The following is a 25,657-nucleotide window of genomic DNA, read 5'->3' on the forward strand; positions in this document are numbered from 1 at the left end:
GATTGAAGCGTGCGCGTCTCACACGGCCACGGTGCCTACCAGAAAAGGACCCCCCGGGGACATCCCCGGGCGTTCTCCGCCCGGGGCCGTTGCGTCACTTCACCGGCTTCTAGCCGAACAGGCCGCCGACGAAGCTGGAGACGGCGGAGACGGCGGCGCCCACCTGGCTGACCACCGGGATGTTGGTGGCGGCGGCGATGGAGCCCACGGCGGTGATGACGCCCGTGACCTTCGCGGTGGTGCTGGCGTTCGGGTCGCGCAGGGTGGAGACCGCGTTCGCCGTGTCGAAGGCGGCGATGGCGATGTTCGCGCCCGGGGCGAAGCGGCCGGCGGCCTTGGCCAGGGTGCCCCCGGCGGCGCGGGCGGCGGCGGTCGCACCGGCCTTGGCGGCGGCCTTGCCACCCTCGGCCAGCGCGGCCTTGGCGGCGGCGCGGGTCGCGGTGCCGGTGACGGCCTTCAGGGCCACGCCGCTCTCGCTGACGGCGGTCTTCAGCGCGGAGCGCACGCCGCTCTTGATGGCGGAGGAAGCGCCACCCTCGAAGGCGGCCTTGGCGGCGGCACCGGCGGCGGCGCGGGCCAGCTTGGGGCCGGCGCCCGGGACCGCGGCCTTGAAGGCGCCGCTGGCGGCCTTGTACGCGCTGCCGAACTTGTTCACGTCGCGGGCAATCTCCAGGCCGCCCTTGACGGTGCTGACCGCGGTCTTGCCGGCGGTGGCGACGGAGCCCAGCGCCTTGTTCCAGTCCTCGCTGCTGCCGGAGCGCACGGCGTTGCGCACGTCGCTGATGGCCGTGCCCGCCTGGCCCACCAGCTTCGCGGCGCTGGTGATGGTGCCGAAGGCCTTGCCCGCGATGCCCAGCTTGCCCTTGAGGTCGAGCTTGGTCTTCGGGTCCATGGCCTTGGAGACCATCTTGTCGACGTTGCCCTTCAGCGTCGCCTTGAAGCCGTCCGTCTTCAGGCTCTTGACGTTGTCGAAGCCGTCCTTCACGGCCGTCTTCACCTTCGTGAAGGTGTCGTAGCCCTTCTTCGCCTGCGTCCCGATGTCCTTCGCCGCCTTGATGGGGTCCTGCTGGACGTGGCGGAGGGTGTTGGTGACGGCACTGCGGGCGCGGTCGATGAAGCTCATGTGGGGCTCCCTCGTCGGAGTTCGAGGAATGAAGGAAAGGGGCTGCGAACGACTTGCCGGGATTATCGCAACGGCCGTCGATCAGTTGCGTAGCACCTCACATGGACTGAGAAGGTGGGTGTGGAGCGCTGGTTGTGGCACGACGCGTCAACGTCCGCCGCAGTCGGGGTCCGCGTCGTCCGCCCGGCCATCCGCGTCGTTGTCCGCGCCGTCGTGGCAGTGGCCGGCCTCGGAGGACACCCACTCGCTGACGTGGAGGGTGTAGCGGATGGGGGTGTCCTGGTCCGGCCGGGCCATGCCGTCCACCACCACCAGCACGGACTGCCCCTGGGCCAGGGTGAGCTTCAGCGCCGGGGCGCCCTTTGTGGTGGGGTGTGGGTGCTCGGAGCAGCCCAGCTCCGTGCCCCGGCAGCCGGTGAGGAGGTACAGGGCGTGGCCGCCCGCGTCCGGGTCGTTGCCGGGCGAGGTGTCGAAGACGAAGGTGCCGGCCCGGGGCGCCGTCCACAGGTGGGCGCGGTCCTGCTGGAGCAGCGCGCCGCAGGTGCCCTGGAAGCCGTCGCCGGAGAGGGCCGTCTCTCCCTGGAAGGTGACGGGCAGGGCGCTGCCCAGGTCGTGGTGGGCGCAGCCCTGGCCCTTGCAGCGGGGCTCGTCGCGGCACTCGGTGTCCGCGCAGTCCACCCAGCGGTCCCCGTCGTTGTCCATGCCGTCGAAGCAGGCGCCGGCCTCGGTGGCGCGCAGCTCGTCGATGTGCAGCTCGAAGGAGCCCTGGGTGAAGGCGTCGCCAGCGACGGCGTCCACCGTCACCAGGACCCGCTGGCCCAGCGTCAGCGTCACCGCCACCCGGGCCCCGCCGCCGTAGCTGATGCCGCCGGTGGCGCACGCCAGCTCCTCGCCGCCGCAGCCGTCCGCGTACACGGCGATGACGGACCGCACCGCGGAGCGGGCCGTGTCGAAGGTGAAGGTGCCGGCCCGGGGCGCCGTCCATAGGTAGCCCCGGTCCGGAGCGCCCGCGCCCCCGCAGGAGGCGGCGTGGTCGTCCCGGGCCTCCACGGTGGAGCCCTTCAGCGACACCGGCAGCGCGCTGCCCAGGTCCCGGTCCACGCAGACGGGCTCCGGAGGCGCGCAGACGTTCGGCACGCCCGTGCCGCCGCAGGTCTCCGGCGCCGCGCACGCGCCACAGTCGAGCGTGCCGCCGCAGCCATCCGCCACCGCGCCGCACGTCGCGCCCAGGAAGCCGCAGGTGGCCGGCCGGCACCCCGGGACCGCGCAGACGTTGGGCACGCCGCCCCCGCCGCAGGTGAGCCCCTCGCCGCACGCGCCGCACTCCAGGGTGCCGCCGCAGCCGTCGGACACGGCGCCGCAGTCCCTGCCCAGCGCCTCGCAGGTGGCCGGCGTGCACGCGGCCTTGCCGCAGACGTGGGGCACGCCCGCGCCGCCGCAGGTCTCGGACGCGAGGCAGCCGCCGCACTCCAGCACCGCGCCGCAGCCGTCCGACACGCGGCCGCAGTTCGCGCCCTGGGCCGCGCAGGTCGTGGGCACGCAGGTGCCGGCGCCGCAGACGTTGGCCTCCCCCGCGCCGCCGCACGTCGCGTCGGCCTGGCAGGCGCCGCACTCCAGGACGCCGCCGCAGCCATCCAGCACCTCGCCGCAGCTCTTCCCCAGCGCGGCGCAGGTGGCCGGCTGGCACGGCGACGCGGCGCACACGTTGGCCACGCCGCCCGCGCCGCAGGTGCGCCCCTCGCCGCAGGCGCCGCACTCCAGGACGCCGCCGCAGCCGTCGGACACGGCGCCGCAGTCCTTGCCCAGCGCCTCGCAGGTGGTGGGGACGCACGGCGCGCGGCCGCACACGTTGGCGGTGCCGCCTCCGCCGCACGTCTCGTCCGGCCCGCAGGCGCCACAGTCCAGGACGCCGCCGCAGCCGTCCGCCACCTGGCCGCAGTTCTTGCCCGAGGCCTTACAGGTGTTGGGGACGCACGCCGGAGGCCCGCAGGCGTTGGGCACCCCGGCGCCGCCGCAGACCTCCGGGGTGGCGCAGGTGCCGCAGTCGAGCACGCCGCCGCAGCCATCCGGGAGCGGCCCGCAGGTGGCGCCCCGCGCCGCGCAGGTGCTGGGGACGCAGGGCCGGGGGCCGCAGACGTTGGGCACGCCGCCCCCGCCGCAGGCCTGGTCCTCGGAACACTCGCCACAGTGGAGCGTGCCGCCGCACCCGTCGATGGCGTAGCCGCAGTCCAGCCCCTGGGACTCGCACGTCATGGGCACGCAGAGGGGCGGGGGCCGCCAGGCCAGGCGGGAGGAGGTCGCGTCCTCCGGCAGCGTCCGGCCGCACGCCGCCCACAGCCCCAGGAGCCACAGCCACCCCAGCCACCCGACCGTCCGCCCCATGCCCCGTTCCCGCCGCCCGTGAAGGCCCCACCTGTCCCCGGACCTGGGGGCAAGGGTGGGGAGCGGCCCTGTCCCCGCGAAGCGGCGGCACGCCCTGGTGGGCCTCCCGCGGTCGGAAAGGCGTCACTGTCCCACCCTGTCCGCCGGCGAGGCGCGCACTGGTGGACACCGGACGGGCCGGGGAGGGGGGGTGGGCGCGAGGAGGGGAGGGCCCCACCGTGAACGGACGCGGAGGCGCGAATGGAGTGCGTCCAGCGGGGAAGGGGCGCATGGCGGCAGGTCCCAGGCGCGCGCGACAGGAGGACGGGTGGGGGCTCGGGGCGAGCCTCCTGGTGGCGCTCGTCCTGCTGGTCCTGGCCGTGGGGACGCTGCTGCTCACGCGCGCCTCCGTGCGGTCGCGGGTGATGGAGCGCTCCCTGGACCTGCAGGAGGTGGGGCTTCTGGGGCGGGCCTTTGGCGACAAGGTGTCCCTGGCCAACAGCGCGCTGCTGGCGGGAGGGCAGTCGCTCTCCCGGGACACGGCCCCGGCGCGGCGGCGCTTCCTGGACACCGCGGACCGGCTGGCCGCGCGGCTGGATACGCCCGAGGACGAGGCGCTGGTCTGGGAGGTGCGCGCCGCGGAGCAGGCGCACGAGGCGGCCCTGCGCGCGCTCGTGGCCGCCTCCACGCCCCAGGAGCAGAGGCTGGCGCACGAGCGGCTCGCCCGGGCCCATGGGGAGGTGCGCGAGGCGCAGGCTCACCTGGAGCGCAAGGTGCAGGAGCGGCTGGCCGTGGAGAACCGGTCCGCGGCGCGGGTGGACCGGTGGGAGACGGCGCTGCTGCTGCTGGCCTCCCTGCTGGGGCTGACGGTGGCGGGGGTGCTGGCGTGGGTGCTCCACCGCCGGCTCCACCCGCTGCGGCGCGAGGCGGCGGCCAGCGCGCACCGCTTCCAGGCGCTGGTGGAGGGCGTGCGTGACTACGCCCTGGTGCTGCTGGACACGCGCGGGCGGGTGGCCAGTTGGAACCCGGGCGCCGAGCGCATCAAGGGCTGGGGGGAGATGGAGATCCTGGGCCGGCCCCACTCCGTCTTCTACACGTCCGAGGAGGCGGCGGCGGGCAGGCCGGAGCGGGACCTGTCGCGGGCCCTCCAGGAGGGGCGGCTGCGCACGGAGGGCTGGCGGCAGCGCAAGGACGGCTCGCGCTTCTGGGCGGAGGTGTCCTTCACCGCGCTGCACGGCGAGGACGGCGAGCCCCAGGGCTTCTCCGTGGTGACTCGCGACATCACCGAGCAGCGGCGCCAGGAGCGGGTGCAGGAGTTGCTCGCGGAGGCCGGCCGCGTCTTCCACCAGTCGCTAGACCCGGACCTGACGGCGGCGGAGGTGGCGCGGCTGCTGGTGCCGGAGGTGGCGGACGGCTGCATCCTCTACCTGCTCACGCCCGCGGGCGAGCTGCGGCCCCGGGCGGTGACGCACGTGCAGCCCGAGCGCGAGGCGAGCCTGTGGGAGGCCCTGCGGCGGTTTCCGCCCCGCCCGGGCATGCCGCCGGTCGTCTGGGAGGTGATGCGCACCGGGCGCTCGCGGATGGACGTGGACGTGGAGACGGACGACCTGGCGGCCTCCGCGGAGACGGACGAGCACCGGCTGCTCATCGAGCGCGTCGCCATCGGGTCCTCCATGGTGGTGCCCCTGCGCGCGGGCAGCGACACGCTGGGCGCCTTCGTGCTGTTGACGGCCCGGGGCCACCGCCGCTTCACGCAGGTGGACCAGGTGCTGGTGGAGGAGCTGGCGGGCCGCGCGGCGCTGGCCCTGGAGAACACGCGGCTCCTGCGCGAGGCGCGCGAGGCGGTGGACCTCATCGCCGTCACCGCGCATGACCTGGGCAATCCCTTGCAAGCGCTGCAATTGCTGCTCAGCAAGGTGCAGCGCTCGCAGGCGGCTGGAAACGGCGAGGCGGCGCGTCAGGGATTGGTGGTGGCGCGCGGGCAGGCGCAGCGGCTGGGCCAACTGCTGCACAACCTGCTGGATTTGTCCCGGCTGTCCTCCGGCAAGCGGCTGCTGGACGCGGCGCCCATGGACCTGGGGGAGCTGGCGCGCGAGGTGGTGGAGCGCTTCGCGGAGGCCGCGGTGGAGGCGGGCTGCGACCTGCGGCTGGAGGTGGAGGAGGGGCAGGTGGGGCAGTGGGACCGCATCCGCCTGGACCGGGTGGTGACCAACCTCCTGTCCAACGCGCTGAAGTTCGGCCGGGGCCACCCGGTGACGGTGACGGTGTCGGCGCTGGACGCGGACCACTCGCGGCTGCGGGTGCGCGACGAGGGCGTGGGCATCCCGCCGGAGGCCCAGCGCCGCGTCTTCGAGCGCTTCGAGCGGGAGCGCGCCGCGCGGACGAAGGCCGGCTACGGGCTGGGGCTCTACATCGCCCGCCAGTTGGTGGAGGCGCACGGCGGCGTCATCCGCCTGGAGAGCGTGCCGGGGCGGGGCGCCACCTTCACGGTGGACCTGCCGCGCGTGCCCCGGCCGGTGGAGGAGGCGCCGGTGGCGCGGTCGCATCCGCTCCCGAGGTGACGCCCGCTACAGGTGCAGCGAAGGCACGGGGGCGACGAGGCCGGGCTGGATGGGGAAGTCCGCGGGCAGCTTCTCGCGCTCCTCCAGCCGCTCGAACTCCAGCGAGTCGTGCGCGCAGAACACCGTCACCTGTTCGCCGTGGCGCTGCACCAGCTCGCGCAGCCGGCGCAGGTTGTACCAGCGCATCCACCCGTCCTTCTGCATCAGCTTCTGGTAGGCGCGCAGGCCGGAGGTGCACCGGTAGCGGTCCAGGTCCATCTCGCCGTGGTAGAAGTACGCGTCGCCCGCGTGCAGCAGCCACCGGTCCCCGGTGTCGATGGCCACGCCCGCGTGTCCCAGCGTGTGGCCCACGAGCGGCACCAGCAGGATTTCCGGCGGCAGCCCGGTGAGCTCGCGCACGCAGTCGAAGCCGAACCAGCCTTCGCCCCGGTTCGGGACGTAGGTCTCCCAGCGCGTCTCCTGGGACCACTGCTGCGGGCGGAAGCGCGCGCGGTCCAGCCAGGTCCGCTGCGCGGTGGCCACGCGGTACTCCTCCGCCAGCACGTGCACGCGCGCGTGGGGGAAGTCATCCAGGCCGCCCGCATGGTCGAAGTCCAGGTGCGTGAGGACGATGTCGCGCACGTCGCTGGCCTGGAAGCCCAGGCGTTCGAGCTGGCGGATGGCGGTGGATTCCTCCGCCAGGGCGGGGCGGCAGAGCACGTCGCGGAACAGGCTGTTGAGCCGCACGCGGGGCGCGTACACGTCATGGAGACCAAAGCCGGTGTCCACCAGCACCAGGCCGCGCGGCGTCTCCAACGCCAGACAGTGGCAGGTGAGCGCCGCCGGGCCGGTGAAGCCGCGCCGTCCATCCATGAGCCGCCGGCCGGGCGGGCACATCGTGGTGCAGTTCAGGTGGTGGATGCGCATGGCGGCTCCTGCTCCTCGTGAAAGGCGGCGGCCGTCCGGCGGCGGTTGGACCGACGCGGGAAGCCTCCTTCCGTTCGTTCAGGGCAAAAGTGCGCCGTGGGCTCCCTGGGAGGAATCACCGCGCCCGGCCAGGACGAGGGCTCGCCCGCCCGGGGGGCGGCGGGACACCCCTCAGGGAGCGGGAGGCCGCCCGTCCGCCTCACCCGCGAGCGGTGGAGCGGACATCAGCACCAGCGCCTCCGCGTCAGCGACCGGGCGGTGCTCGACGCCGCGGGGGACGATGAGCAGCTCGCCTTCCTCCAGGTCCACGGTGCGCTCGCGCAGTTCCACGCGCAGGGTGCCCCGGGTGACGAAGAACAGGGCATCGCCGGTGACGTGCCGGCACCAGGGGCCGGTGCCTATCAGCCGCACCAGGTGCACGGGCTGGCCGTGGAGCATGCCCACGGGCCGGGCAATGCCAGGCGCCGGCAGGTCGGTGGAGGCGTGGGCCAGGTTGACCTTCTCCACGGGGGGAAGGGCCGCGGAGGCCGCCGGGGCGCGGCGGCGTGAATCCCAGCGAGGGGGACGGCCCCCGGCGAGGGGTGGGGTCCGGAGGATGGTGCTCATGTGACAGGGACTCCTTCAGGGGGGACGCGGTCCCACCCCCTCATGGGTTGTCTTGCTTCCTGCCAGAGACAGGACCCGTGTTTCACCCCCCTGCCACGGGGGCCGGTCCGGTATCCGACGGATGGCGCCGGTAAGATAGGGATTGCCCCGCCGGCCTGCCGGAAGCCCGGATGTCCACGGCCAGGGACCCCACCCGGGTGACGAATGGCGGCCCCGGGGGGCGGCTGGCCAGCGGGCTCTGACAGGTCCAGGTCCGCGTCTGACGTGTCCCCACGGATGTGGTCAGGTGACGGAGCCCGCTTCTCCGACGGGGAAGCGGGCTCGCGTGTCTCATCCGGGGTGCCTGTTCAGCGCACCCAGTTCACGTTGCTGTACGCCTTCACGCCGTCCGCCCGCTCCGTGTTCGTCAGCGGCGCGTAGACGCGCGTGCTGATGGTGTTGGCGGCGGTGTCCACCTCCACGAGCCGCGTCGGATTGGTGGTGCCGTCGTGGAACGTGTTGAGCATCTGGTAGACGGTGTTGCCGTTCACGCCGGTGTCGGTGCGGTAGGCGGCGTTGCCCACGTGGCCGGAGAAGACGAAGCGCACGTTGGCGTACTGCTTGATGAGGTTGTCGAACACGTACTGGGGGCTGTTGTTGCCGTAGCCGCCGTTGGACTGCTCGATGCCGCCGCTGCTGTTCAGGTGCGAGTGGGTGATGATGATGACGTTGTGCCGGGGGTACTGGGCCAGCACGGTCTTCGCCCAGTTCACGGCGTTCGTGCGGGCCCACAGCTCCAGGTTCAACACCAGCCAGTTCAGGCCGCCCGCGTTGAACGTGTGGTAGGCGTTGTCACACTTGCCGGACTCGAACACGCCGCCCAGGGCCTTGAAGCGGGACAGCGGGAAGTAGGTGTTGAAGGTGGTGGTGTTGCGCAGGTTGGCGTTGACGTCGCCGGGGCACGCGCTGCCGCCCTGGCACACGGCCGCCGTGTCGTGGTTGCCCAGGGCGATGGCGTAGGGAATCTGCGCGGCGTCGAGCACCTGATACGAATCACTGGCGCGCTGGTAGTGGAGGTGGTCGGGCGTGTCCCAGTCCAGCAGGTCTCCGGTGTGCATCACGAAGCGGATGTCCTGGGCCGTCTTGTTGTCGGCGATCCACTGCATGCGCTGGGTGAGCCGGGTGGGGGCGTAGACCGTCTCCTGCTGCGTGTCGGGGATGACGACGAAGGTGAACTTCGTGTCCACCGTGGTGGGCGCGGCGTAGAACTGGATGCCCTCGTTGGTCCAGCCCGCGGCGGTGAGCGCGTCGCGCTCCGCCTGGGTGACGGCGTGGCGGTGTTTCTTCAGGCCCGGGTTGTCGAAGCGGTAGACAGGCACGAGGCACGCGTCCGCCGTCTTGGACGCATAGAAACCCACGCCCTCGTCGGTGGTGAAGCCGGAGGCGATGAGGTTCGAGCGCTCGGTGGCGTCGATGGTGACGATGTGTTCGAGGCGGCTGGGGCTGTAGAGCCGGTAGACGGGGGACAGGCCGGTGCTGGAGGAGCTCGCGGCCTTGAAGGGCGTGCCCAGGTCGTCGGTGTAGCCGTAGGTGGTGGCCGCGTTGGCGGCCTCGTTCGCGTTGAGGGTGAGGAGGCCGTCGCCCGTGGACGGACGCACCCGGTGATACACGGGCTTGCTGAGCGCGGCGCAGTCCAGGGCCGCCGTGGTGCTGCCCAGGTGCTGGGGTTCAGGCACATCGCCAGGACCGCAGGCGGACAGCGCGCCGGCCAGGGCCAGGGACACGAGGAGGGAAGAAGGCTTCAAGATGTGCTCCCAGTGAAGTCAATTTTTACAAGTTAAAATTGAATTACTGGGATGCGCATAGCATTGGCCGAAGGGCCGGAGAAGGCACCTGTCGACGAGTGTCACGCGTGTTACAGGGGCCGATCGTGTGGGGATTGCTGGTCGTGCTCCTCACGCCCCTGCGCCCCTGGGCCCCTCAGTCCGGGTAGAACATCGGGTCGCGCGTCGCCACGAACGACGAGATGGCGTGCGCCACCTCCGGCGGCAGCGTGGTGAACTGCACGCCCACGCCCGGCATCAGGTCCGGGGTGCGGTCGTTGCCGTCGCGCGCCCAGCGCACCACGCCGTTCACCGTCAGCGGCCGGCCCCCCGGCAGCGTGAAGTCCAGCTCCACCGGCGTGCCGCGCGGCACCGCCTCCACCGTGGCGATGAAGATGCCGCCCTCGCTGATGTCCATCGAGAAGCCGGTGAAGAAGTTGGAGTCACTGCGCGTGTCGATGGTCGTGTGCATCCGCACCCGGCCCGCCTTGCGCGCGTCGCTCTTCGCCGGAGTGACGGCCACGGGCGCGCGCGCCGGGAGCCTCTCCGCGCGCGTCGGCGCCTCGGTCGGCAGCTTCTCCTGGGACGGCCGCAGGACCGCGGGCGGGACGACCTTCTGGGTCTCCGCCTCGGCCGCGCGGCGGGCCTTCGCCTCGGCCTCCGCTCGGGCCTTGGCGGCGTCCTCCACGCGCTTCAGGTCGGACTCGGCGGACGTCAGCGCCTTCTCCACCCGGGCGGCGTCCTCCTGCTGCACGCGCAGCGCGGACTGGAGGTCCAGCCCGGCCTGGCGGCGCGTGTCCAGCGCGGCCTCGCGCGCGTCCAGGGCCTTCTCCCGCAGGCGCGCGAGCTCCGGGGACGGCTCGGGGGACTCGGTGTCCTCCAGGCGCAGGGCCCACTGGGACAGGCGCGAGTCCCCGGCATGCTCCGGCCGGGCCAGGGCCTGGCGCATGCGGACGAGCCGCTCGCTCAACGCGGCGGCTTCAGCGGCGGCGCGGGCCACCTGTTCGGCGAGCTGTGCTTCCAGCCGGGCCATGTCGGCTTCGGCGCGCGCCAGTTCTGCTTCCCGGGAGGGGGTGGGGGACGGGGGCATGGGTGGGGCTCCAGGCTGGCGCCCACTCTAGCGCCGCCCGGCCTCCCCCACGAGTCCTACCCCGTCAGTCCGCGCCCTTGATGCAGGCCACCGGCTTGAGGCGGTGGGCCACCCGGGCGAGTCCGGCCTGCTCCACCGTCTCCAGGACATCGTCCAGGTTCTTGTAGCAGGGCCCGGACTCGTCCAGCGGCGTGGTGCGGGTGTTGAGCAGGATGCCGGCCTCCGCCATGCGCCGGTCCGTCTCCTCCTGTTGGAGCTGCCGGCGCGCGGCGGCGCGGGACATCCGCCGGCCGGCGCCGTGGTTCACCGAGTAGATGGACTGCTCCGCCCCCGCTTGCGCGAAGAGGATGGCGCTGCCCGTCTCCATGGAGCCCGGGATGAGGATGGGGTGCCCGGTGGCCTCCCACGTCGTGCCCTTGAGGGCCGGGTGGCCGGCGGGGAAGGCCCGCGTGGCGCCCTTGCGCGCGACGAACCTGCCGCCCTCGCGCTGGATGAGGTTGTGGCTGATCTCGTAGTAGATGTTCGCGGTGCCGCCGAACACGTCCTCGAGCGCCTCGCACACGGCCTCGCCGATGAGCAGCCGGTTGGCCACGGCGAAGTTGGCCGCCATGTTGTGCAGGTTCCAGTAGCTGCGGCCCAGGGCGCTGTCCGCGTCCAGCCAGACGAAGTCCTCGCTGTGGCTCTTGAGGCCCAACTGCGCGGCGCCCGCCACGAAGAAGTGCTTCGCGATGTTCCAGCCGAAGCCCCGGCTGCCGGTGTGGAGCATCACCCAGACGCGGCCCGTCTCATCCACCTGCATCTCGGTGAAGTGGTTGCCGCCGCCCAGGCTGCCCAACTGCCCGCGCTTGTCGAAGGCGCGCTCGGGGATGGACACGCCGGTGTCCTCCACGGGGATGAAGTCGCGCTCGGTGACGGAGCGGCTGCGGCCCAGGGCCTTGGCGCCGTGGCGCAGGACCTCCCTGAGGGTGGGTTCGCTGAGCCGGCGCTGCTTGCGCGCCCGGGTGGCGCCCACGCCCACGGCGATGCGGTCGGTCACCTCGTCGATCCACTGGCGGCGCTTCGCGGGGTCGGCGACGTCCTCCATGGTGAGGGAGGTCTGAAGCTGGACCATGCCGCAGCCGATGTCGTAGCCGGCGGCGGTGGGCAGCAGGGTGCCGTCCGTCTCCACGATGGTGCCGATGGGGACGCCATAGCCCACGTGACAGTCGGGCGTGACGGCGACGCGGGTGACGCCGGGGAAGGTGGCGGCGTTGACGACCTGATCGAAGACGGCGTCTTCCAGCGGGGGGGCTTCCGGGTTGCCTTCCTCCCCCCAGAGGAGCTTGTCGGAGAGGAACAGGTCCGCGTGCACGCGCATGGTCTTGGTGCGCGGCAGGACGTAGTGGGCCTCGGAGACCTTTTCCAGGTGTTGCTTCCAGCTCATGGTGAATCCCCCAGGTGGGTGAACCCGCGGCAGGGACGAAGCCCTCCTGCATCCCTGACGGTGCCGGTTTCCGGACACACGATTGGCTGCCTGCCTGGCGCGCGTCGAGCGCAAACCCCGTGGGGTGGACGCAAGGAACGGCCGGGAGTGCACGGAGTGGCATTCAGACAAGCCTGGGGGTTGCGGCGGCGGATCGGCATTCCCATTTCTGCAGCGTGCATCAAGGGGGTGGGCGATGGGGTTTTTGACGGGGATGGTGCTGGCGGTGGCGTTGCAGGCGGGGCCGGTGGAGATGACGGCGGCTCCGGTGTTCAATCCGTCGCTGTGCGCCAAGAAGCGCGTGGATCCTTGCGGGTGCCATCACGTGTACGGCATCCGCCACTGCCATCAGAACCGGAAGAGCAACCACTGCGAGGCGCAGGTCCGCGCCTCCGAGCCGGACGTGGAGCAGGAGACCGCGGAGGCCACGAATCCGCTCCAGAGCCTCATCGACCCGGCCAAGTCCGTGTCCATGTAGGCCAGGGCTATCCCGGGTCCAGGGACCAGGTGCCTTCCCTCCAGTGCTTGAGGGCCATGATGGCGTCGATAGCGCCGATGCCTCCCTCTTTCGCTGCCATCTCCAGGACGGCGGTGGCTTCCTCCGTCCGGTAGCGGAGCAGTTGGGCCGCTGCCGCGGCACGGACATCCGTGCGCTCGTGCTTGAACAGCACCAGGAGCGCGTCCCGCCTGGCATCGCCATGGGCCATGAGTTGATCGAGCGCGGCCCCATACTTCCTGGCGTGCTTGTTTCCGGTCCTGGGGTCGCCTCGGTGGATGGCGTCGGTCTGCGCGGCGACGTGCTTCGCGACCTGCTCGACCAGCTCCTGCAACGTCATCACCAGACTCCCTTCCGCACGTTCTCGATGGCGATCAGGCCGAACTCGCGTTGGGCCTCGTAGGACTGCGTGCTCAACCACTGTCGCACGGTTTGTAGATTCGACTGTGTGATCGCACGGCGAATCGAGGAGTAGAGGCCACTGACATCCGTGTGCAGGCGCTTGTCCAGCGGGATGACGTTCTCGGTGTTGTGAAGGGCCTGGGGGCCGAACCGCTGCACGTTGCCCGGGGTCTGCTCGACGATGTGGTGCCAATCCTTGCGGCCGCGCGGGTCATGGAGATACGAACCACTTCGCGGCTCCACCTGCCAGAGACGCCGTGCCGCATCCTGAGGCCGCGAAGCCGGACGCACGGCCTGGGCCAGCACCGCGACGGCTTCCTCGAAGTCCTCCTCGTCCACTTCCACCGGCGTGCCGCCCGAGGCGGAATCAACCACCAGCGTTGCATGCGGAAGCCCTCTCCGGAGTCTGGGACGCCCCGTGAGAGTCATTTGAGCATGCAATGTCAGACGAAGGCGGAGGCGCGGGATGGCCGCCCACCCACCCACGCCTCAATGCGCGGCGGCGGGCTCGCCAGGAAGCTCCTCCGAACGGCTCACCTCCAGGTCGCTCTGCGAACGGATGATGACCCAGCGTGCCTGCGGCGACACGCGCAGGGCCACCACGTTCGGCGCCAGGCGGCGCATCTCCGGCTTGTAGGGCATCACCGCGGCCGGAGGCGGCGTCGGCTGGGGCTCGGACGCGCGGTTCAGCAGCGCGATGACCTTCACCGTGGGGCGCTCCGGAGTCAGGACCGGACTCACCGTGGGCGGCACGCGCGGAGGACTCCGCGGCAGCGCGGGCAGGCCCAGCGGCACGGCCGGCAGGGCCTTCTGGGGCACGTTCCTTTCCACCGCGACCGGCGTGATGCCCGGAGGCGTAGGGCCTGCCGGCCGCGCGGCGCCAGCCGCCGGCGGATCCCCGAACGCGGACATCGACACGATGACCTTCGGCAACGGCTCGGCCTCCGGCGCGCGCGACGCCACCTGCGACATCGAGCGCGACATCGTCTCCGTCGCGGAGTCCCGCGCCGGTGCGACAGGGCGCGGATGGGGCAGCACTGCCTGCCGTCCCGGCCCCGGCATCACTCCCGGCGCTCCACGGACATTCACCGGCGCGATGGGGGGCGCCACCGGAAGACCTCGCGATGCGTCCGTCTCCTGCGCGGCGTTGAGCACGAAGGGCGGCGGCGGAGGCGGCGGCACGCTGCGCATCCGCGCGGGCGGCGGCGTCGGCGGAGGCAGCCGGTCGAAGCGGTAGAGCTCCTCGTCCTCCATCGCCGTCGGCGTCACCGCGCCCTGGCCCATCCGCACCACCTCCAACTGCAACGTCGGGTCTCGTGGGTCCAACTCCAGCGCGGCCTTCAGCGCGCCCCGCGCGCGGGACTCGCAACCCAGTGACAACAGCACCTGCGCGGCTTCACGGTAGGCGGCGATCGCTTGCGCCTTCTGCCCCGCGCGGCGGCACGCCTCCGCCAGCCGGACGCGCACATTCGCGTCGCGTGGCAGCCGCTTGGCGAGCTGCGCGTACGTTTCCACGCACTGCGCGTACCTCCCCCGCTGGTACAGCGCATGGGCGACTTCCTTCAGCTCCCGCAGCTTCATCGACTCGCGCTCGCTCATGGGGGTCTCCGCGTCGGTCTCGCTCCCGTGAGCTAGCAGGCGACGTGCCGCTCCCCCGTGACGCGCGCTCGCGTTCACTGCCGCGCCCCCACCGCGACCCCGGACGGGAACCCCTGTCCTCCACCCGGCGGACCCCAAGGCAATCCACCGTGTCCCCGTGCACGCTGTCCACTGATGGACCCGTCAGGGACCCTGTAGAAATGGGAACCACGCTGTAACAACGTCTGTGGCCGCAGCGCGGGGGCTCTCAGGAGACGTCGGATGCCCACGCATGGGACAGTGGGACAGCTCCGGCTCCCCGGAGTCGCCCGGAGGTCGCATCCATGGCTTCACGCTTCGTGACCCTGACGTTGGGAACCCTGCTGCTCAGCGCCCTGCCCGCGGGGGCCAGGGAGCCGGCGGCTCGCGCCGCGGACGCGAAGGAGCTTCCTGCCGCGGACGAGACGCTCACCCTGAAGAAGGGCGCGAAGCAGGTGCTCACGGTGCCGGGGATGAGCCGCGTGGCGCTGGGCGACCCGTCCGTCGCGGACGTGAAGACGACCGGGAAGGACGGCGTGGAGGTCTCCGCGCTGGCGAAGGGGACCACCACGCTCATCATCTGGGGCGGCGACGGCAAGCGCCGCACGTACCGCATCGTGGTGGACGGCTAGCGTCCCCCCAGGCCCCGCGGCCTCACGGCTCCGACAGCAGGAACAGCGCGTGCGCGCTGGCGATGGGCCGCGTGCGGTCGTCCTGCCAGGCCTCCATGCGCACGTTGGCCACGCGCCGCCCCTGCCGCGTGATGAACGCCTTCGCGAAGGTGTCCTGCGCCTTGCCCGAGCGCAGGAAGTCCACCGTGGTGGAGATGACCTTGGGCACGCGCTCGGTGTCCGTCTGGAGCAGCAGCTCGAAGATGGCGCTCGACTCCAGGAGCGCCCCCAGCGTGCCGCCGTGCAGCGCGGGCAGGATGCTGTTGCCGATGAGGTGCGGCGCGTAGCGCATGCGGCAGAGCATCTCGCCGGCCAGGTTCTCCACCCCAATGCCCATGAAGCGCGTGTAGGGGATGGCGTCCGTGAGGCGCGGGTACTCGCGCGACTGGCGCACCTGGCGCACCAGGTCCGCGAGGGGAAGCGAAGGCGTGCTCATCAGCCCTCCACCCGCATGAAGGTGCCCTGCGACGAGGCCACCGGCGTCGCCGGGTCGCCCTGGTGCACCCGCGCGCGCACGAAGGCGACCATGCGGGTGACCTTGTAGCACTCGGCCTGCGCGGTCAGCGGCAGGCCCGGGCGCGCGGGGCGCAGGTAGTCGATTCTCAGGTCCAGCGTGACGATGGCCGCGAACGCGTTCAGCGCCGCCATCACCGCCGCGCCGCTCGCCGCGTCGATGAGCGTGGTCACCGCGCCGCCCGCCACCACCCCCGTCTCCGGGTTGCCGACGAGCACGTCCGCGTAGGGCATCACCACCGTCGCGTCCGTGGCCCCCACCGCCTCCAGGCGCAGCCCGAGCGCGTGGTTGTGGGGCACTGCCTCGGTGAACAGCACGGAGAGCGTCTCGCGCCGCCCCTCTGGATCCATGGGAAGACTGAAGTCCGACATGGGCTGGAGACAGTAGCAGATTCGGACCGCGCTGGGGGAACGCACCGCGGCACGCCGCGCCCAGGAACACGCCTGCCCGGCCGCGAGTTCACGGGCGCCCTGCGAGCCCGCGCATCCTGGCAGGATGCCGCGCCCCGCGTCTTCCCCGAGGACACTTCCGGTGAACCGACCCCTCTCCTCCCTCTGCTTCGCGCTGCTCGTCCCAGGCCTGCTCCTGGCGGCGCAGCCCCTGCCCAAGCCCGCCGGTGCGCCCGTGCCCGCACCCCCAGGGCAGGGCGAAGCGCCCCCGCGGGAACCGCCCAGGCCGCCTGCCCCCAAGGACACCGCGCGCGAGGCCGCCCGGGCGAGCGAGGGCGACGGCGGCACCCTGGCCCCCGTCGCCACCCCGGAGCCGCCGGACGCGAAGAAGGACGCGTGGAAGGTGGACGCGCCCCCGGGCGTGGCCAGCAGCCAGGTGCCCATCGACGTGCGCGAGGGCACGTGGATGAACGTGGACGTGAGCCCGCGCGGGGACGAAATCGTCTTCGACCTGTTGGGCGACCTCTACGCGCTGCCCATCGCGGGCGGCGAGGCGCGCGCGCTGACGTCCGGCGCCGCGTGGGACATGCAGCCGCGCTACAGCCCGGACGGGAGGTCCATCGCGTTCACCAGCGACCGGGGCGGCGGGGACAACGTCTGGGTGATGGACCGCGACGGCGGGAACCCGCGCGCGGTGACGCAGGAGAAGTTCCGCCTGCTCAACAGCCCGGCGTGGAGCCCGGACGGGCAGTTCCTGGTGGCGCGCAAGCACTTCACCGGCCGGCGCTCGCTGGGCGCGGGCGAGGTGTGGATGTACCACCGCGCGGGCGGCGAGGGCGTGAAGCTCACCGAGCGCGCCAACGACCAGAAGGACCTGGGCGAACCCGCGTTCTCCCCGGACGGCCGCTACGTCTACTTCAGCCAGGACGTCACGCCAGGCAAGTCGTTCGAGTACGACAAGGACCCGAACAAGGAGCTCTACGCCATCCAGCGGCTGGACCTGGACACGAAGGAGGTGGAGCCCTTCGTCACCGGCCCGGGCGGCTCCATCCGGCCCACGCCGTCGCGGGACGGCAAGCAGTTGGCGTTCGTGCGGCGCGTGCGCGGCAAGAGCGTGCTGTACGTGGCGGACGTGAAGTCCGGCGCGGAGCGGCCGCTGTATGACGGGCTCGACCGGGACATGCAGGAGACGTGGGCCATCCACGGCGTCTCCCCGGTGATGGCGTGGACGCCGGACAACAAGTCGCTGGTGTTCTGGGCGGGCGGGACGCTGCACCGCATCGACGTGGCGACGAAGAAGGTGACGCCCATCCCCTTCCACGTGAAGGGCGAGCGCACGGTGTTCGCGGCGGTGAAGGGCACGCGGTCCGTGGCGCCGGACCGCTTCGACGTGAAGATGCTGCGCTGGATGCAGGTGTCACCGGATGGCAGGAGGCTGGTGTACCAGGCGCTGGGCAAGCTGTACGTGAAGGACCTGCCGTCCGGGACGCCTCGGCGGCTGACGCGGCAGAACGAGCACCTGGAGTTCTACCCGTCGTTCTCCCGGGACGGACGCTCCATCGTCTACACGACGTGGGACGACGACGCGCTGGGCGCGGTGCGGGTGGTGGCGGCCACGGGCGGCGAGGGCCGCGTGGTGACGGCGCAGCCGGGCTTCTACGTGGAGCCCGCGCTCAGCCCGGACGGCAGGTGGGTGGTGTACCGGACCACGGGCGACGGCTACCTGATGCCGGGCACGTGGAGCCGGGAGACGGGGCTGTTCGTGGTGCCGTCCACCGGCGGGGGCGTGGCGCGCAAGCTGACGCGGGACGGGGAGCAGCCGCACTTCGGCGCGAAGTCGGACCGCGTGTACTTCCTGCACGTGGAGTCCAAGGACGTGGAGGACGTGCGCACGCTGCGCAGCATCGGGCTGGACGGGGGCGAGCCGCGCACGCACCTGACGAGCGGCGGCGCGCTGGAGATGCGCGTGTCGCCGGACGACCGGTGGGTGGCCTTCCGCGAGGACTTCAACGCCTACGTGACGCCCTTCGTGCGCGGTGCGAAGGAGGCGCGGGTGGGGCCGTCCACCAAGGCGATGCCGGTGACGCAGGTGAGCCGTGACGCGGGCGAGTACCTGCACTGGTCCGGCACGGACGCGCGGCTGTCGCTGCACTGGGCGCTGGGGTCCAGGCTCTACACGCGGGCGCTGAAGGACGCGTTCACGTTCATGGACGGCTCTCCCAAGGCGCTGCCGCCTCCGGAGGCGGACGGGGTGGACGTGGCGTTCTCCCAGAAGTCGGACGTGCCGGAGGGGACGCTGGCGCTGGTGGGCGGGCGGCTGGTCACGATGAAGGGCGAGCAGGTGGTGGAGGAGGGCGTGGTGGTGGTGAAGGGCAACCGCATCGTGGCGCTGGGCCCGGTGGGGAAGGTGAACGTGCCCGCGTCCGCGAAGGTGGTGGACGTGAAGGGCAAGACGCTGATGCCGGGCCTGATTGACGTGCACTGGCACGGGGCCATGGGCGTGGACGGGCTGATGCCGGAGCAGAGCTGGGTGCAGGCGGCGTCGCTGGCGTTCGGGGTGACGACGCTGCACGACCCGTCCAACCACTCGGAGACCATCTTCGCCGCCAGCGAGCTGGGCAAGGCGGGGATGCTGACGTCGCCGCGCATCTTCTCCACGGGCACCATCCTGTACGGCGCGGCGAGCGCGGACGCGCACGTGGAGATCGACACGCTGGACGACGCGCGCCGGCACCTGCGGCGGATGAAGGCGTTGGGCGCGTTCAGCGTGAAGAGCTACAACCAGCCCCGGCGCGACCAGCGGCAGAAGGTGCTCCAGGCGGCGCGCGAGCTGGACATGCTGGTGGTGCCCGAGGGCGGCTCGCTGCTCCAGCACAACCTGACCATGGTGGTGGACGGCCACACGGGGTTGGAGCACTCGCTGCCGGTGGCGCGCATCTACGACGACGTGCGCCAGCTCTGGAAGGGCACGCAGGTGGACTACACGCCGACGCTGGGCGTGGCCTACGGCGGGCTCATGGGGGAGAACTACTGGTACCAGAAGACGAACGTCTGGGAGGACTCGCGCCTGCTGTCGTTCGTGCCCCGGCGCGTGGTGGACGGGCGCTCCCGGCGCCGCGTGATGATCCCGGACGAGGAGTTCAACCACCAGAACGTGGCCCGCGCGGCGAAGGAGCTGAACGACCTGGGGGTGAGCGTGCAGTTGGGCGCGCACGGTCAGCGGGAGGGCCTGGCGGCGCACTGGGAGCTGGCGATGTTCGTGCAGGGCGGCATGACGCCGATGCAGGCCTTGCGCGTGGGCACGCTCAACGGCGCGCGCCACCTGGGCATGGACAAGGACCTGGGCTCGCTGGAGGTGGGGAAGCTGGCGGACCTGGTGGTGCTGGACAGGAACCCGCTGGAGGACATCTCGAACAGCCGCACGGTGCGCTACACGATGGTGAACGGCCGGCTGTACGACGCGAACACGCTGAACGAAGTGGGCACGCGGCAGCGCACGCGCGCGAAGTTCTACTTCGAGAAGGACGGCAACGAGGGCTGGAGCCCCCGGGCCACCACGCACGCCACGGAGCAGGTCTGCGATTAGGCCTCGCGCTGTCGTTGTGCGGAGCGCTCGCGGGCTGCGCAGGCGGCCCGCGACAGCTCCGTCAATCCCTGGGCCCTGGGCCCGGGCCGGGCTGCGTCAGCACGGTGGATTGCCAATGCAAGCGCGGCTCGGCGGCGGCGTGCGAGCAGGTGGAGTTGATGAAGCCGCCCCGGCCCCGGAAGCCGAACCCGCTGCCTCCACCTGGAGCGGGGGAGGAGACGCGGAAGGAGGAATCCGAGCGTGTCAGGAAGTCCTGCACCGACGATTACGTTCGCTGTGCTGATACAGGCGGAGACAGCAAGCCCGGACGCGTGAGGGGAGAAAGCCTTTGTGACTCTTGTCGGTCTTACTGTATGGCCAACGGGTTCTGGCCTGACGCTGTTTACACTTGGGATGGGAAGGCGCTGCCATGCTCACGAAAATGAAGAGAGCGTTCCCGGATCCGTCCTTTCGGGATCCGGCCTGGCGTGCCTTCAGTGAAGATGTATCGGAAGTGAGTGGCCTCGCGCCCAGGGACTGGCCCCGGTTCCGCGCGGGCCTCAAGCAGGTAGAGCGACGCCATGAGGGACGGGTGCCTGCGGCCCCTCTTCATCGATACATTGCCAAGACCGCTTTCTTCTGTGGGGCGCATTGGGGGCAAACGCCTCGGGTCGTGCGAGGCGCGTTGCGTGAACTCCTGAGGCATCCCCTGGAGACGATGATGTACTCGTACACGGCCGCGGAGTACTGGCAGTGGGCGCTCAAGGTCTCCCCCGAGGACCTTCCCGCCGCGGAGGCCATGCTCGCGGAGGTCCGCGAGTACCTGCCCACCCTGGACGACCACGAGCGCCGCAACACGGAAGGCCTGCTGGCCTTCCTGGAGCGCCAGCGCCGCTGAGCCCTCAGCGGGCCGTCGCGGCCACCTGGGCCAGGGCCTGTTGTATCTGCGGCAGCGCGTAGGGCTTGGGCAACACCACCACACCCAGCCACTGCTGCGGGTCTCCATCCAGCGCCGCGCGGCCGTGACCGGACGCGATGATGATGCGCATGGCGGGCCTGCGCAGCGCCACCTCGCGCGCCAGGTCCACGCCGGACATGCCCGGCAGCGTCACGTCCGTGAAGAGCACGTCGAAGCGCTCCGCCGCCAGCGCCACCCGCGCCTCCTCCGCGCTCGACACCGGCATCACCGCGTGCCCCAGCAGGCCCAGCAGCTCGCTGGCCGAAGCGCGGATGTCCTCGTCGTCCTCCACCAGCAGCACGTGCATCCGCCGCGCGGCCTCCTGCGTCGCCGCGGGCGGCTCCACGGCGCGCTCCGGCCACTGGAGCTTCGGCGTCGCCATCCGCTGCTGCCGCGGGTCCAGCAGCGCCCGCAGCTTGCGCGCCAGGTCCTCGCGCCGGTACGGCTTGGACAACAGGCTCACGCCCGGGTCCAACCGGCCGCCGTGCACGATGGCGTTCTCCGTGTAGCCGGACGTGAAGAGCACCTCGATGTCCGGCTGCAGCGCCTTCGCCTGCCGCGCCAGCTCCGGGCTGCGCACCGGCCCCGGCATCACCACGTCCGTGAAGAGCAGGTCCACCGCCACGCCGCTCTTCAGGATGGAGAGCGCGCTCTGCCCGTCCACCGCGCGCAGCACGCGGTAGCCCAGCTCCGTCAGCATCTCCACCACCGTGGCGCGCACCTCCGCGTCGTCCTCCACCGCGAGGATGGTCTCCTTCCCGCCCTCCACCGGCCCCACCACCACCTCCGTCACCGGCGCCTCCGGCTGGAAGGCGCGCGGCAGGTACACCTTCACCGTCGTGCCGTGCCCCAGCTCGCTGTAGAGCTTCACGTGCCCGCCGGACTGCTTCACGAAGCCGTACACCATGCTCAGCCCCAGGCCCGTGCCCCGGCCCTCCGGCTTCGTGGTGAAGAAGGGCTCGAACGCGCGCTCCAGCACCTCCTGCGTCATGCCCCCGCCCGTGTCCGACACCGCCAGCAGCACGTACGCCCCGGCCATCACCTCCGGGTGCGCCTGCGCGTAGTGGTCGTCCAGCGACGCGTTGCTCAGCTCCAGCGTCAGCTTCCCGGCGCCCCGCATCGCGTCCCGCGCGTTGATGGCCAGGTTGAGGATGACGTTCTCCAACTGGTGCGGATCCGCCAGCGTGTTCCACAGCCCGCCGCCGATGACCGTCTCCACCTCCACGTCCTCGCCCAGCGCGCGGCGCAAGAGGTCGTCCATGCCGCGCACCAGCCGGCCCAGGCTCAGGGAGCGCGGCTCCAGCGGCTGCCGCCGCGAGAACGCCAGCAACTGCCCGGACAGCCGGGCCCCGCGCTCCACCGCGCTCAGCGCGGACCGGACCCGGCTCAAGCCCCGCTCGTTGCCCGCCACGTCGCGCTGGAGCAGTTGCAGGTTGCCGCCCACCACCTGGAGCAGGTTGTTGAAGTCGTGCGCCACGCCGCCCGTGAGCTTGCCCACCGCCTCCATCTTCTGCGCCTGCCGGAGCTGCTCCTCCGTCTGCCGCTGCTCGGTGACGTCGCGCCCGCTGGCGTACAGCACGCCGTCCTCCGGCACCGGCACCGCCGTCCAGGAGATGCGCCGGTAGCCGCCGTGCTTGCACCGGTAGGCGCTCTCGAAGTTCAGCGTGGGCTGGCCTCCCGCCAGGCGGGACACCTCGTCGCGCGTGCGCGCGTGGTCCTCCGGGCGCTCCAGCCACTCCGACGTGCGGCCCAGCAGCTCCTCCTCCGTCCACCCCAGCATGCGCGTCCAGGCCGGGTTGACGCTGAGGAACCTCCCCTCCGACAGGCTCCCCACCACCAGCAGGTCCTGGGACACGTTCCACACGCGGTCCCGCTCCCGCGTGCGCTGCGCCACGCGCTGCTCCAGCGTCTCGTTGGCCTGCTTCAGGTCCGACACCGCCTTGAGGCGGGACAGCGTCGCCCACACGCGGTCGGCCACGTTGCGCGTCAGCTCGAGCTCCTCCGCCGTCCACGTGCGCGGCTGCACGTCGTGCAGGAACAGCACCGCCACGAACCGGCCGTGCTCCAGGAGCGGGATGTTGAACAGCGCCCGGATGCCCACCTGCTCCAGCGTGTCCGCGTGGGGCGCCGTGCGCGGGTCCGTCCGCACGTCCGGGATGGCCACGACCTCGCCCTTCAGCAGGTCCTCCAGGAAGACGCCGTAGTCGTGGAAGCGGTGCACGCCCTCCACGCGCGCCACGTCCGGCGAGGCCACCCAGTTCGGGTGCATCAGCACCCGCGCGTGCGCCGCGTCCACCGTGCCGTAGCCCGCGCGCGCCACGTCCAGCAGCCGCCCCACCACCTCCATGGCGAGCTGCGCGGCGGCGTCCGGGGACGGGGCCTCGCGCAGCCGGTCCGCCATCTCCAGCAGCGCCGTCTGCCGCAGCTCCGCCCGCTTGCGCGCGTCGATGTCCACCAGCACGCCGGGAAAGCGCAGCGGCGCGCCCCGCGCGGAGAGGTGGCAGTGGCCGCTGGCCTCCACCCACCGGTACTCGCCGTCGGCGCGGCGCACGCGGTACTCGGCGCGGTACGCACCGCCCGTCTCCAGCACGCGGGCGATGCGGCCCTCCACCCCGGGCCGGTCCTCCGGGTGGATGGCGGCCACGAACTGCGAGAGGGGCAGCCCTTCGCGCGCCCGCGCGGGGTCCAGTGAGAAGGAGTGCGCGAAGCGCTCGTCCGCGACGACGCGGTTGCCGGGCACGTCCCACACCCAGGTGCCAATCATGGCCTCGGCGTTCAGCGCCAACTGCACGCGCTCGTTCGCCTCGCGCAAGGCCTCGTCGGCCTGGTGGCGATCGGGGATGCCCACGAGGCCGGCGTCCCCACCCGAAGACGCCGGAGCGGGGTTCGTGTCAGCACCGTCATCCAGGCCCGCGGCGCGCAGCCGGAGTCGCAGACGTTCGACCTCGGCCCTCAAGGCCTGTTCCGTTTCGGAAGGGGGCGCGCTCATGAGCGGGGGGGACCGCGGGTCGGGGGGACGACCTCCAGCCGTGGCACTGTCGCCCGGGTCCTCCGGGGCGGGCAACGGAGAATTCCGAAGGAGTCATTCCTCCGGAACCGGAGCATCCTCCCCGGCGTTGGCGTCCGTTCCCGTCCGGTCCCGCAGCAACACCCGAGGGCTCGCCGCCAGTCCGTCGTGCCAGCGCGCGAGCCCCTCCGTCCCGTCGCCTTGACGCAGGGCAGCCAGGGCGCCCGGGTGCCCAAGGCCTGGGAATACAGCGCGCGGCGGCGTGTCCAGGGGCTCCGGAAACGGGCGGACGTCACGGGTTACCCAGGCACGGTGCGCGCCATGGGACGTCCCGCGTCGCGGAGGATCGTGAACACTCACATCACCCGCGGGTCGCAATGCTCACTTCCCGCCTTGACGCTGCCAGGAATTTCTTTAAAGAATGCACGCACGTCCTCTTCTTCTTGGAAGATGGCGTATGTACCGGGCCTCGCGTTCCCCAACCGCGGAACCGGTGCGTGACGTCCCAGTTGAGCCCCGCGCGCCGCGTTCCCCCTCTCGGCGCGCGGTGGCCCCTGGGACTTCCACCCCGCCTCTCACCACTCAGCAGGTCCCTTCGAGGATTCGAGTGTCCACGTCCACCTTCGTCCTGCCCCTCTCGCTGGCCCTGCGGCTGCTCACCTCGGCGTCGCCTTCCCCCCAGAACACGGCGACCGCGCCCTCCCAGGAGCCCGCGCCGAAGTCCCCGGCCACCTCGTCGGTGAAGGCCACGCCCCCGGCCGTGTCCAGGCTGAGCGCCGCGCAGCAGGCCACGGCGGCGAAGCTGGTGGGGCCCGCGCTCGCGGAAGGCCATGCGTACGCGCGGCTGGCGGAGCTGACGGACGGCATCGGGCCGCGCCTGTCCGGCTCCGAGTCCGCGGAGGCCGCGGTGCAGTGGGCCTTGCGCTCGTTCCAGGCGGATGGGGTGAAGGCGTGGAAGGAGCCGGTGAAGGTGCCGCGCTGGGTGCGGGGCGAGGAGCACGGCGAAATCCTCGCCTCCGCGCGCACGCGCGGCCTGCCGCTGACGCTGCTGGCCCTGGGCGGCAGCGCGCCCACGCCGCCGGAGGGCATCACGGCGGAGGTGGTGGAGGTGGGCTCGCTGGAGGAGCTGGCGGCGCTGGGTGACACGGTGAAGGGCCGCATCGTGTTCTTCAACCACACCATGGCGGAGCCCTCCGACTACGGCCGCTTCGCGGGGCTGCGCGGCCGGGGTCCGGCGGCGGCGGCGAAGCAGGGCGCGGTGGCCGCGCTGGTGCGCTCGCTGGCCACGGCGTCGCTGAGCTCGCCGCACACGGGGTCCACGCGCTTCGAGGAAGGCGGCCCGCGCCTGCCCGCGGCGGCGGTGTCGGTGGAGGACGCGCTCACGCTGCACCGGATGCTCCAGGGCGGGGCGGTGAAGGTGCGGCTGGTGCTGGGGTGCTCGGAGCTGCCGGACGCGGACTCGGCCAACGTGGTGGCGGAGGTGCGGGGCCGCGAGAAGCCGGACGAGGTGGTGCTCCTGGGCGCGCACCTGGACTCGTGGGACGTGGGCACGGGCGCGCACGACGACGGCGCGGGCGTGGTGATGGTGATGGAGGCCGCGCGGCTCATCGCGAAGCTGCCCCAGGCCCCCCGGCGCACGGTGCGCGTGGTGCTGTTCATGAACGAGGAGAACGGGCTGCGCGGCGCCCGCGCGTACGCGGAGGCGCACGCGAAGGAGCTGCCCCGGCACGTGGCCGCCATCGAGATGGACGCGGGCGGAGGGCGGCCCCTGGGCGTGAGCCTGCACGCGGGGCCGGGCGGTGAGACATTGCTGGGGCCCTGGCTGGCGCCGCTGGAGGGGCTGGGCGCGGCGAAGTTCCTGGTGGGGCACGCGACGGGCGCGGACCTGAGCCCCATGGAGCCCGCGCACGTGCCCTTCGTGGGCGTGCGGGTGGACAGCAGCCGCTACTTCGACGTGCACCACTCCATGGCGGACACGCTGGACAAGGTGGACCCCCAGGACCTGGCGCGCAGCACCGCCGCGGTGACGTGGATGGCGTACGCGCTGGCGGAGTCGCCGGGCGTGCTCGCGCGCCCCACCGCGCCGGAGTCGGACCTGCCGCCGCCGCCGAAGAAGTAGGCCGCGGC

The 25,657-nt window shown here is 72.2% G+C and carries 19 protein-coding genes; 6 read left to right on the top strand and 13 right to left on the bottom strand.

Features of this window, described 5'->3' with window-relative positions:
- Positions 1–109 precede the first annotated feature (109 nt).
- On the bottom strand, positions 110–1,123 hold the full coding sequence (locus tag K8556_RS36335; RefSeq protein WP_223744717.1) for a hypothetical protein: 1,014 nt from the start codon (positions 1,121–1,123) through the stop codon (positions 110–112).
- A 147-nt stretch (positions 1,124–1,270) separates the two neighbouring features.
- The gene (locus K8556_RS36340; protein ID WP_223744718.1) at positions 1,271–3,505 is read right to left on the bottom strand and encodes a tryptophan synthase alpha chain; all 2,235 of its coding nucleotides are present in this window, start codon (positions 3,503–3,505) and stop codon (positions 1,271–1,273) included.
- 269 nt (positions 3,506–3,774) lie between these two features.
- On the opposite strand from K8556_RS36340, the gene K8556_RS36345 reads away from it, so the two are divergent.
- A complete protein-coding gene (locus K8556_RS36345) occupies positions 3,775–6,045 on the top strand; it encodes an ATP-binding protein (RefSeq protein WP_304504032.1) in 2,271 nt (756 codons plus the stop codon).
- Between the two features lie 6 nt (positions 6,046–6,051).
- Here the strand turns inward: K8556_RS36345 and K8556_RS36350 are convergent, their stop codons facing one another.
- From K8556_RS36350 to K8556_RS36370, 5 genes are all read right to left on the bottom strand, one after another.
- Positions 6,052–6,951, bottom strand: a complete 900-nt coding sequence (locus K8556_RS36350) for an MBL fold metallo-hydrolase (protein ID WP_223744719.1) — start codon at positions 6,949–6,951, stop codon at positions 6,052–6,054.
- A 171-nt stretch (positions 6,952–7,122) separates the two neighbouring features.
- Positions 7,123–7,557 (bottom strand): cupin domain-containing protein, encoded by a 435-nt coding sequence (locus K8556_RS36355; RefSeq protein ID WP_223744720.1) that lies wholly within the window; start codon positions 7,555–7,557, stop codon positions 7,123–7,125.
- 347 nt (positions 7,558–7,904) lie between these two features.
- Entirely contained in the window at positions 7,905–9,341 is a 1,437-nt protein-coding gene (locus K8556_RS36360) for a metallophosphoesterase (RefSeq protein ID WP_223744721.1), read from the bottom strand.
- A gap of 175 nt (positions 9,342–9,516) precedes the next feature.
- Positions 9,517–10,449 carry a TIGR02266 family protein gene (locus K8556_RS36365; protein ID WP_223744722.1) on the bottom strand — a complete coding sequence of 311 codons (933 nt, stop codon included), beginning with the start codon at positions 10,447–10,449 and terminating at the stop codon, positions 9,517–9,519.
- Between the two features lie 64 nt (positions 10,450–10,513).
- Positions 10,514–11,872: an RtcB family protein gene (locus K8556_RS36370; RefSeq protein ID WP_223744723.1), complete on the bottom strand. Its 1,359-nt coding sequence runs from the start codon at positions 11,870–11,872 to the stop codon at positions 10,514–10,516.
- A 235-nt stretch (positions 11,873–12,107) separates the two neighbouring features.
- On the opposite strand from K8556_RS36370, the gene K8556_RS36375 reads away from it, so the two are divergent.
- Positions 12,108–12,389 (top strand): hypothetical protein, encoded by a 282-nt coding sequence (locus tag K8556_RS36375; protein ID WP_223744724.1) that lies wholly within the window; start codon positions 12,108–12,110, stop codon positions 12,387–12,389.
- Positions 12,390–12,396: 7 nt separating this feature from the next.
- Here the strand turns inward: K8556_RS36375 and K8556_RS36380 are convergent, their stop codons facing one another.
- The 3 genes from K8556_RS36380 to K8556_RS36390 all read right to left on the bottom strand — a co-directional run bounded on the left by K8556_RS36380 (position 12,397) and on the right by K8556_RS36390 (position 14,486).
- Positions 12,397–12,747: a DUF2019 domain-containing protein gene (locus tag K8556_RS36380; RefSeq protein WP_223744725.1), complete on the bottom strand. Its 351-nt coding sequence runs from the start codon at positions 12,745–12,747 to the stop codon at positions 12,397–12,399.
- Entirely contained in the window at positions 12,747–13,184 is a 438-nt protein-coding gene (locus K8556_RS39905; RefSeq protein WP_370640024.1) for a hypothetical protein, read from the bottom strand. The genes K8556_RS36380 and K8556_RS39905 overlap by 1 nt, the downstream gene beginning before the upstream one ends.
- 114 nt (positions 13,185–13,298) lie before the next feature.
- Positions 13,299–14,486, bottom strand: coding sequence for a BTAD domain-containing putative transcriptional regulator (locus tag K8556_RS36390; RefSeq protein ID WP_223744726.1), 1,188 nt, complete (start codon positions 14,484–14,486; stop codon positions 13,299–13,301).
- Between the two features lie 245 nt (positions 14,487–14,731).
- Here K8556_RS36390 and K8556_RS36395 point away from each other — a divergent pair, with 245 nt between their 5' ends.
- Positions 14,732–15,058 carry a pilus assembly protein N-terminal domain-containing protein gene (locus K8556_RS36395; RefSeq protein ID WP_223744727.1) on the top strand — a complete coding sequence of 109 codons (327 nt, stop codon included), beginning with the start codon at positions 14,732–14,734 and terminating at the stop codon, positions 15,056–15,058.
- Between the two features lie 22 nt (positions 15,059–15,080).
- Here the strand turns inward: K8556_RS36395 and K8556_RS36400 are convergent, their stop codons facing one another.
- On the bottom strand, positions 15,081–15,533 hold the full coding sequence (locus K8556_RS36400) for a PaaI family thioesterase (protein ID WP_223744728.1): 453 nt from the start codon (positions 15,531–15,533) through the stop codon (positions 15,081–15,083).
- A complete protein-coding gene (locus K8556_RS36405) occupies positions 15,533–15,961 on the bottom strand; it encodes a PaaI family thioesterase (RefSeq protein ID WP_223744729.1) in 429 nt (142 codons plus the stop codon). The genes K8556_RS36400 and K8556_RS36405 overlap by 1 nt, the downstream gene beginning before the upstream one ends.
- A gap of 181 nt (positions 15,962–16,142) precedes the next feature.
- Here K8556_RS36405 and K8556_RS36410 point away from each other — a divergent pair, with 181 nt between their 5' ends.
- The gene (locus K8556_RS36410) at positions 16,143–19,586 is read left to right on the top strand and encodes an amidohydrolase family protein (RefSeq protein WP_223744730.1); all 3,444 of its coding nucleotides are present in this window, start codon (positions 16,143–16,145) and stop codon (positions 19,584–19,586) included.
- Between the two features lie 664 nt (positions 19,587–20,250).
- Positions 20,251–20,463, top strand: coding sequence for a hypothetical protein (locus K8556_RS36415; protein ID WP_223744731.1), 213 nt, complete (start codon positions 20,251–20,253; stop codon positions 20,461–20,463).
- 4 nt (positions 20,464–20,467) lie between these two features.
- Here K8556_RS36415 and K8556_RS36420 read toward each other — a convergent pair whose 3' ends face one another.
- Complete coding sequence (locus K8556_RS36420) at positions 20,468–23,512, bottom strand: response regulator (protein ID WP_223744732.1); 3,045 nt, start codon at positions 23,510–23,512, stop codon at positions 20,468–20,470.
- Positions 23,513–24,137: 625 nt separating this feature from the next.
- On the opposite strand from K8556_RS36420, the gene K8556_RS36425 reads away from it, so the two are divergent.
- On the top strand, positions 24,138–25,649 hold the full coding sequence (locus tag K8556_RS36425) for a M20/M25/M40 family metallo-hydrolase (RefSeq protein WP_223744733.1): 1,512 nt from the start codon (positions 24,138–24,140) through the stop codon (positions 25,647–25,649).
- The last annotated feature ends 8 nt before the right edge of the window (positions 25,650–25,657 follow it).

The sequence above is a fragment of the Corallococcus sp. AS-1-12 genome (assembly GCF_020036995.1).
Taxonomy (GTDB): Bacteria; Myxococcota; Myxococcia; order Myxococcales; family Myxococcaceae; genus Corallococcus.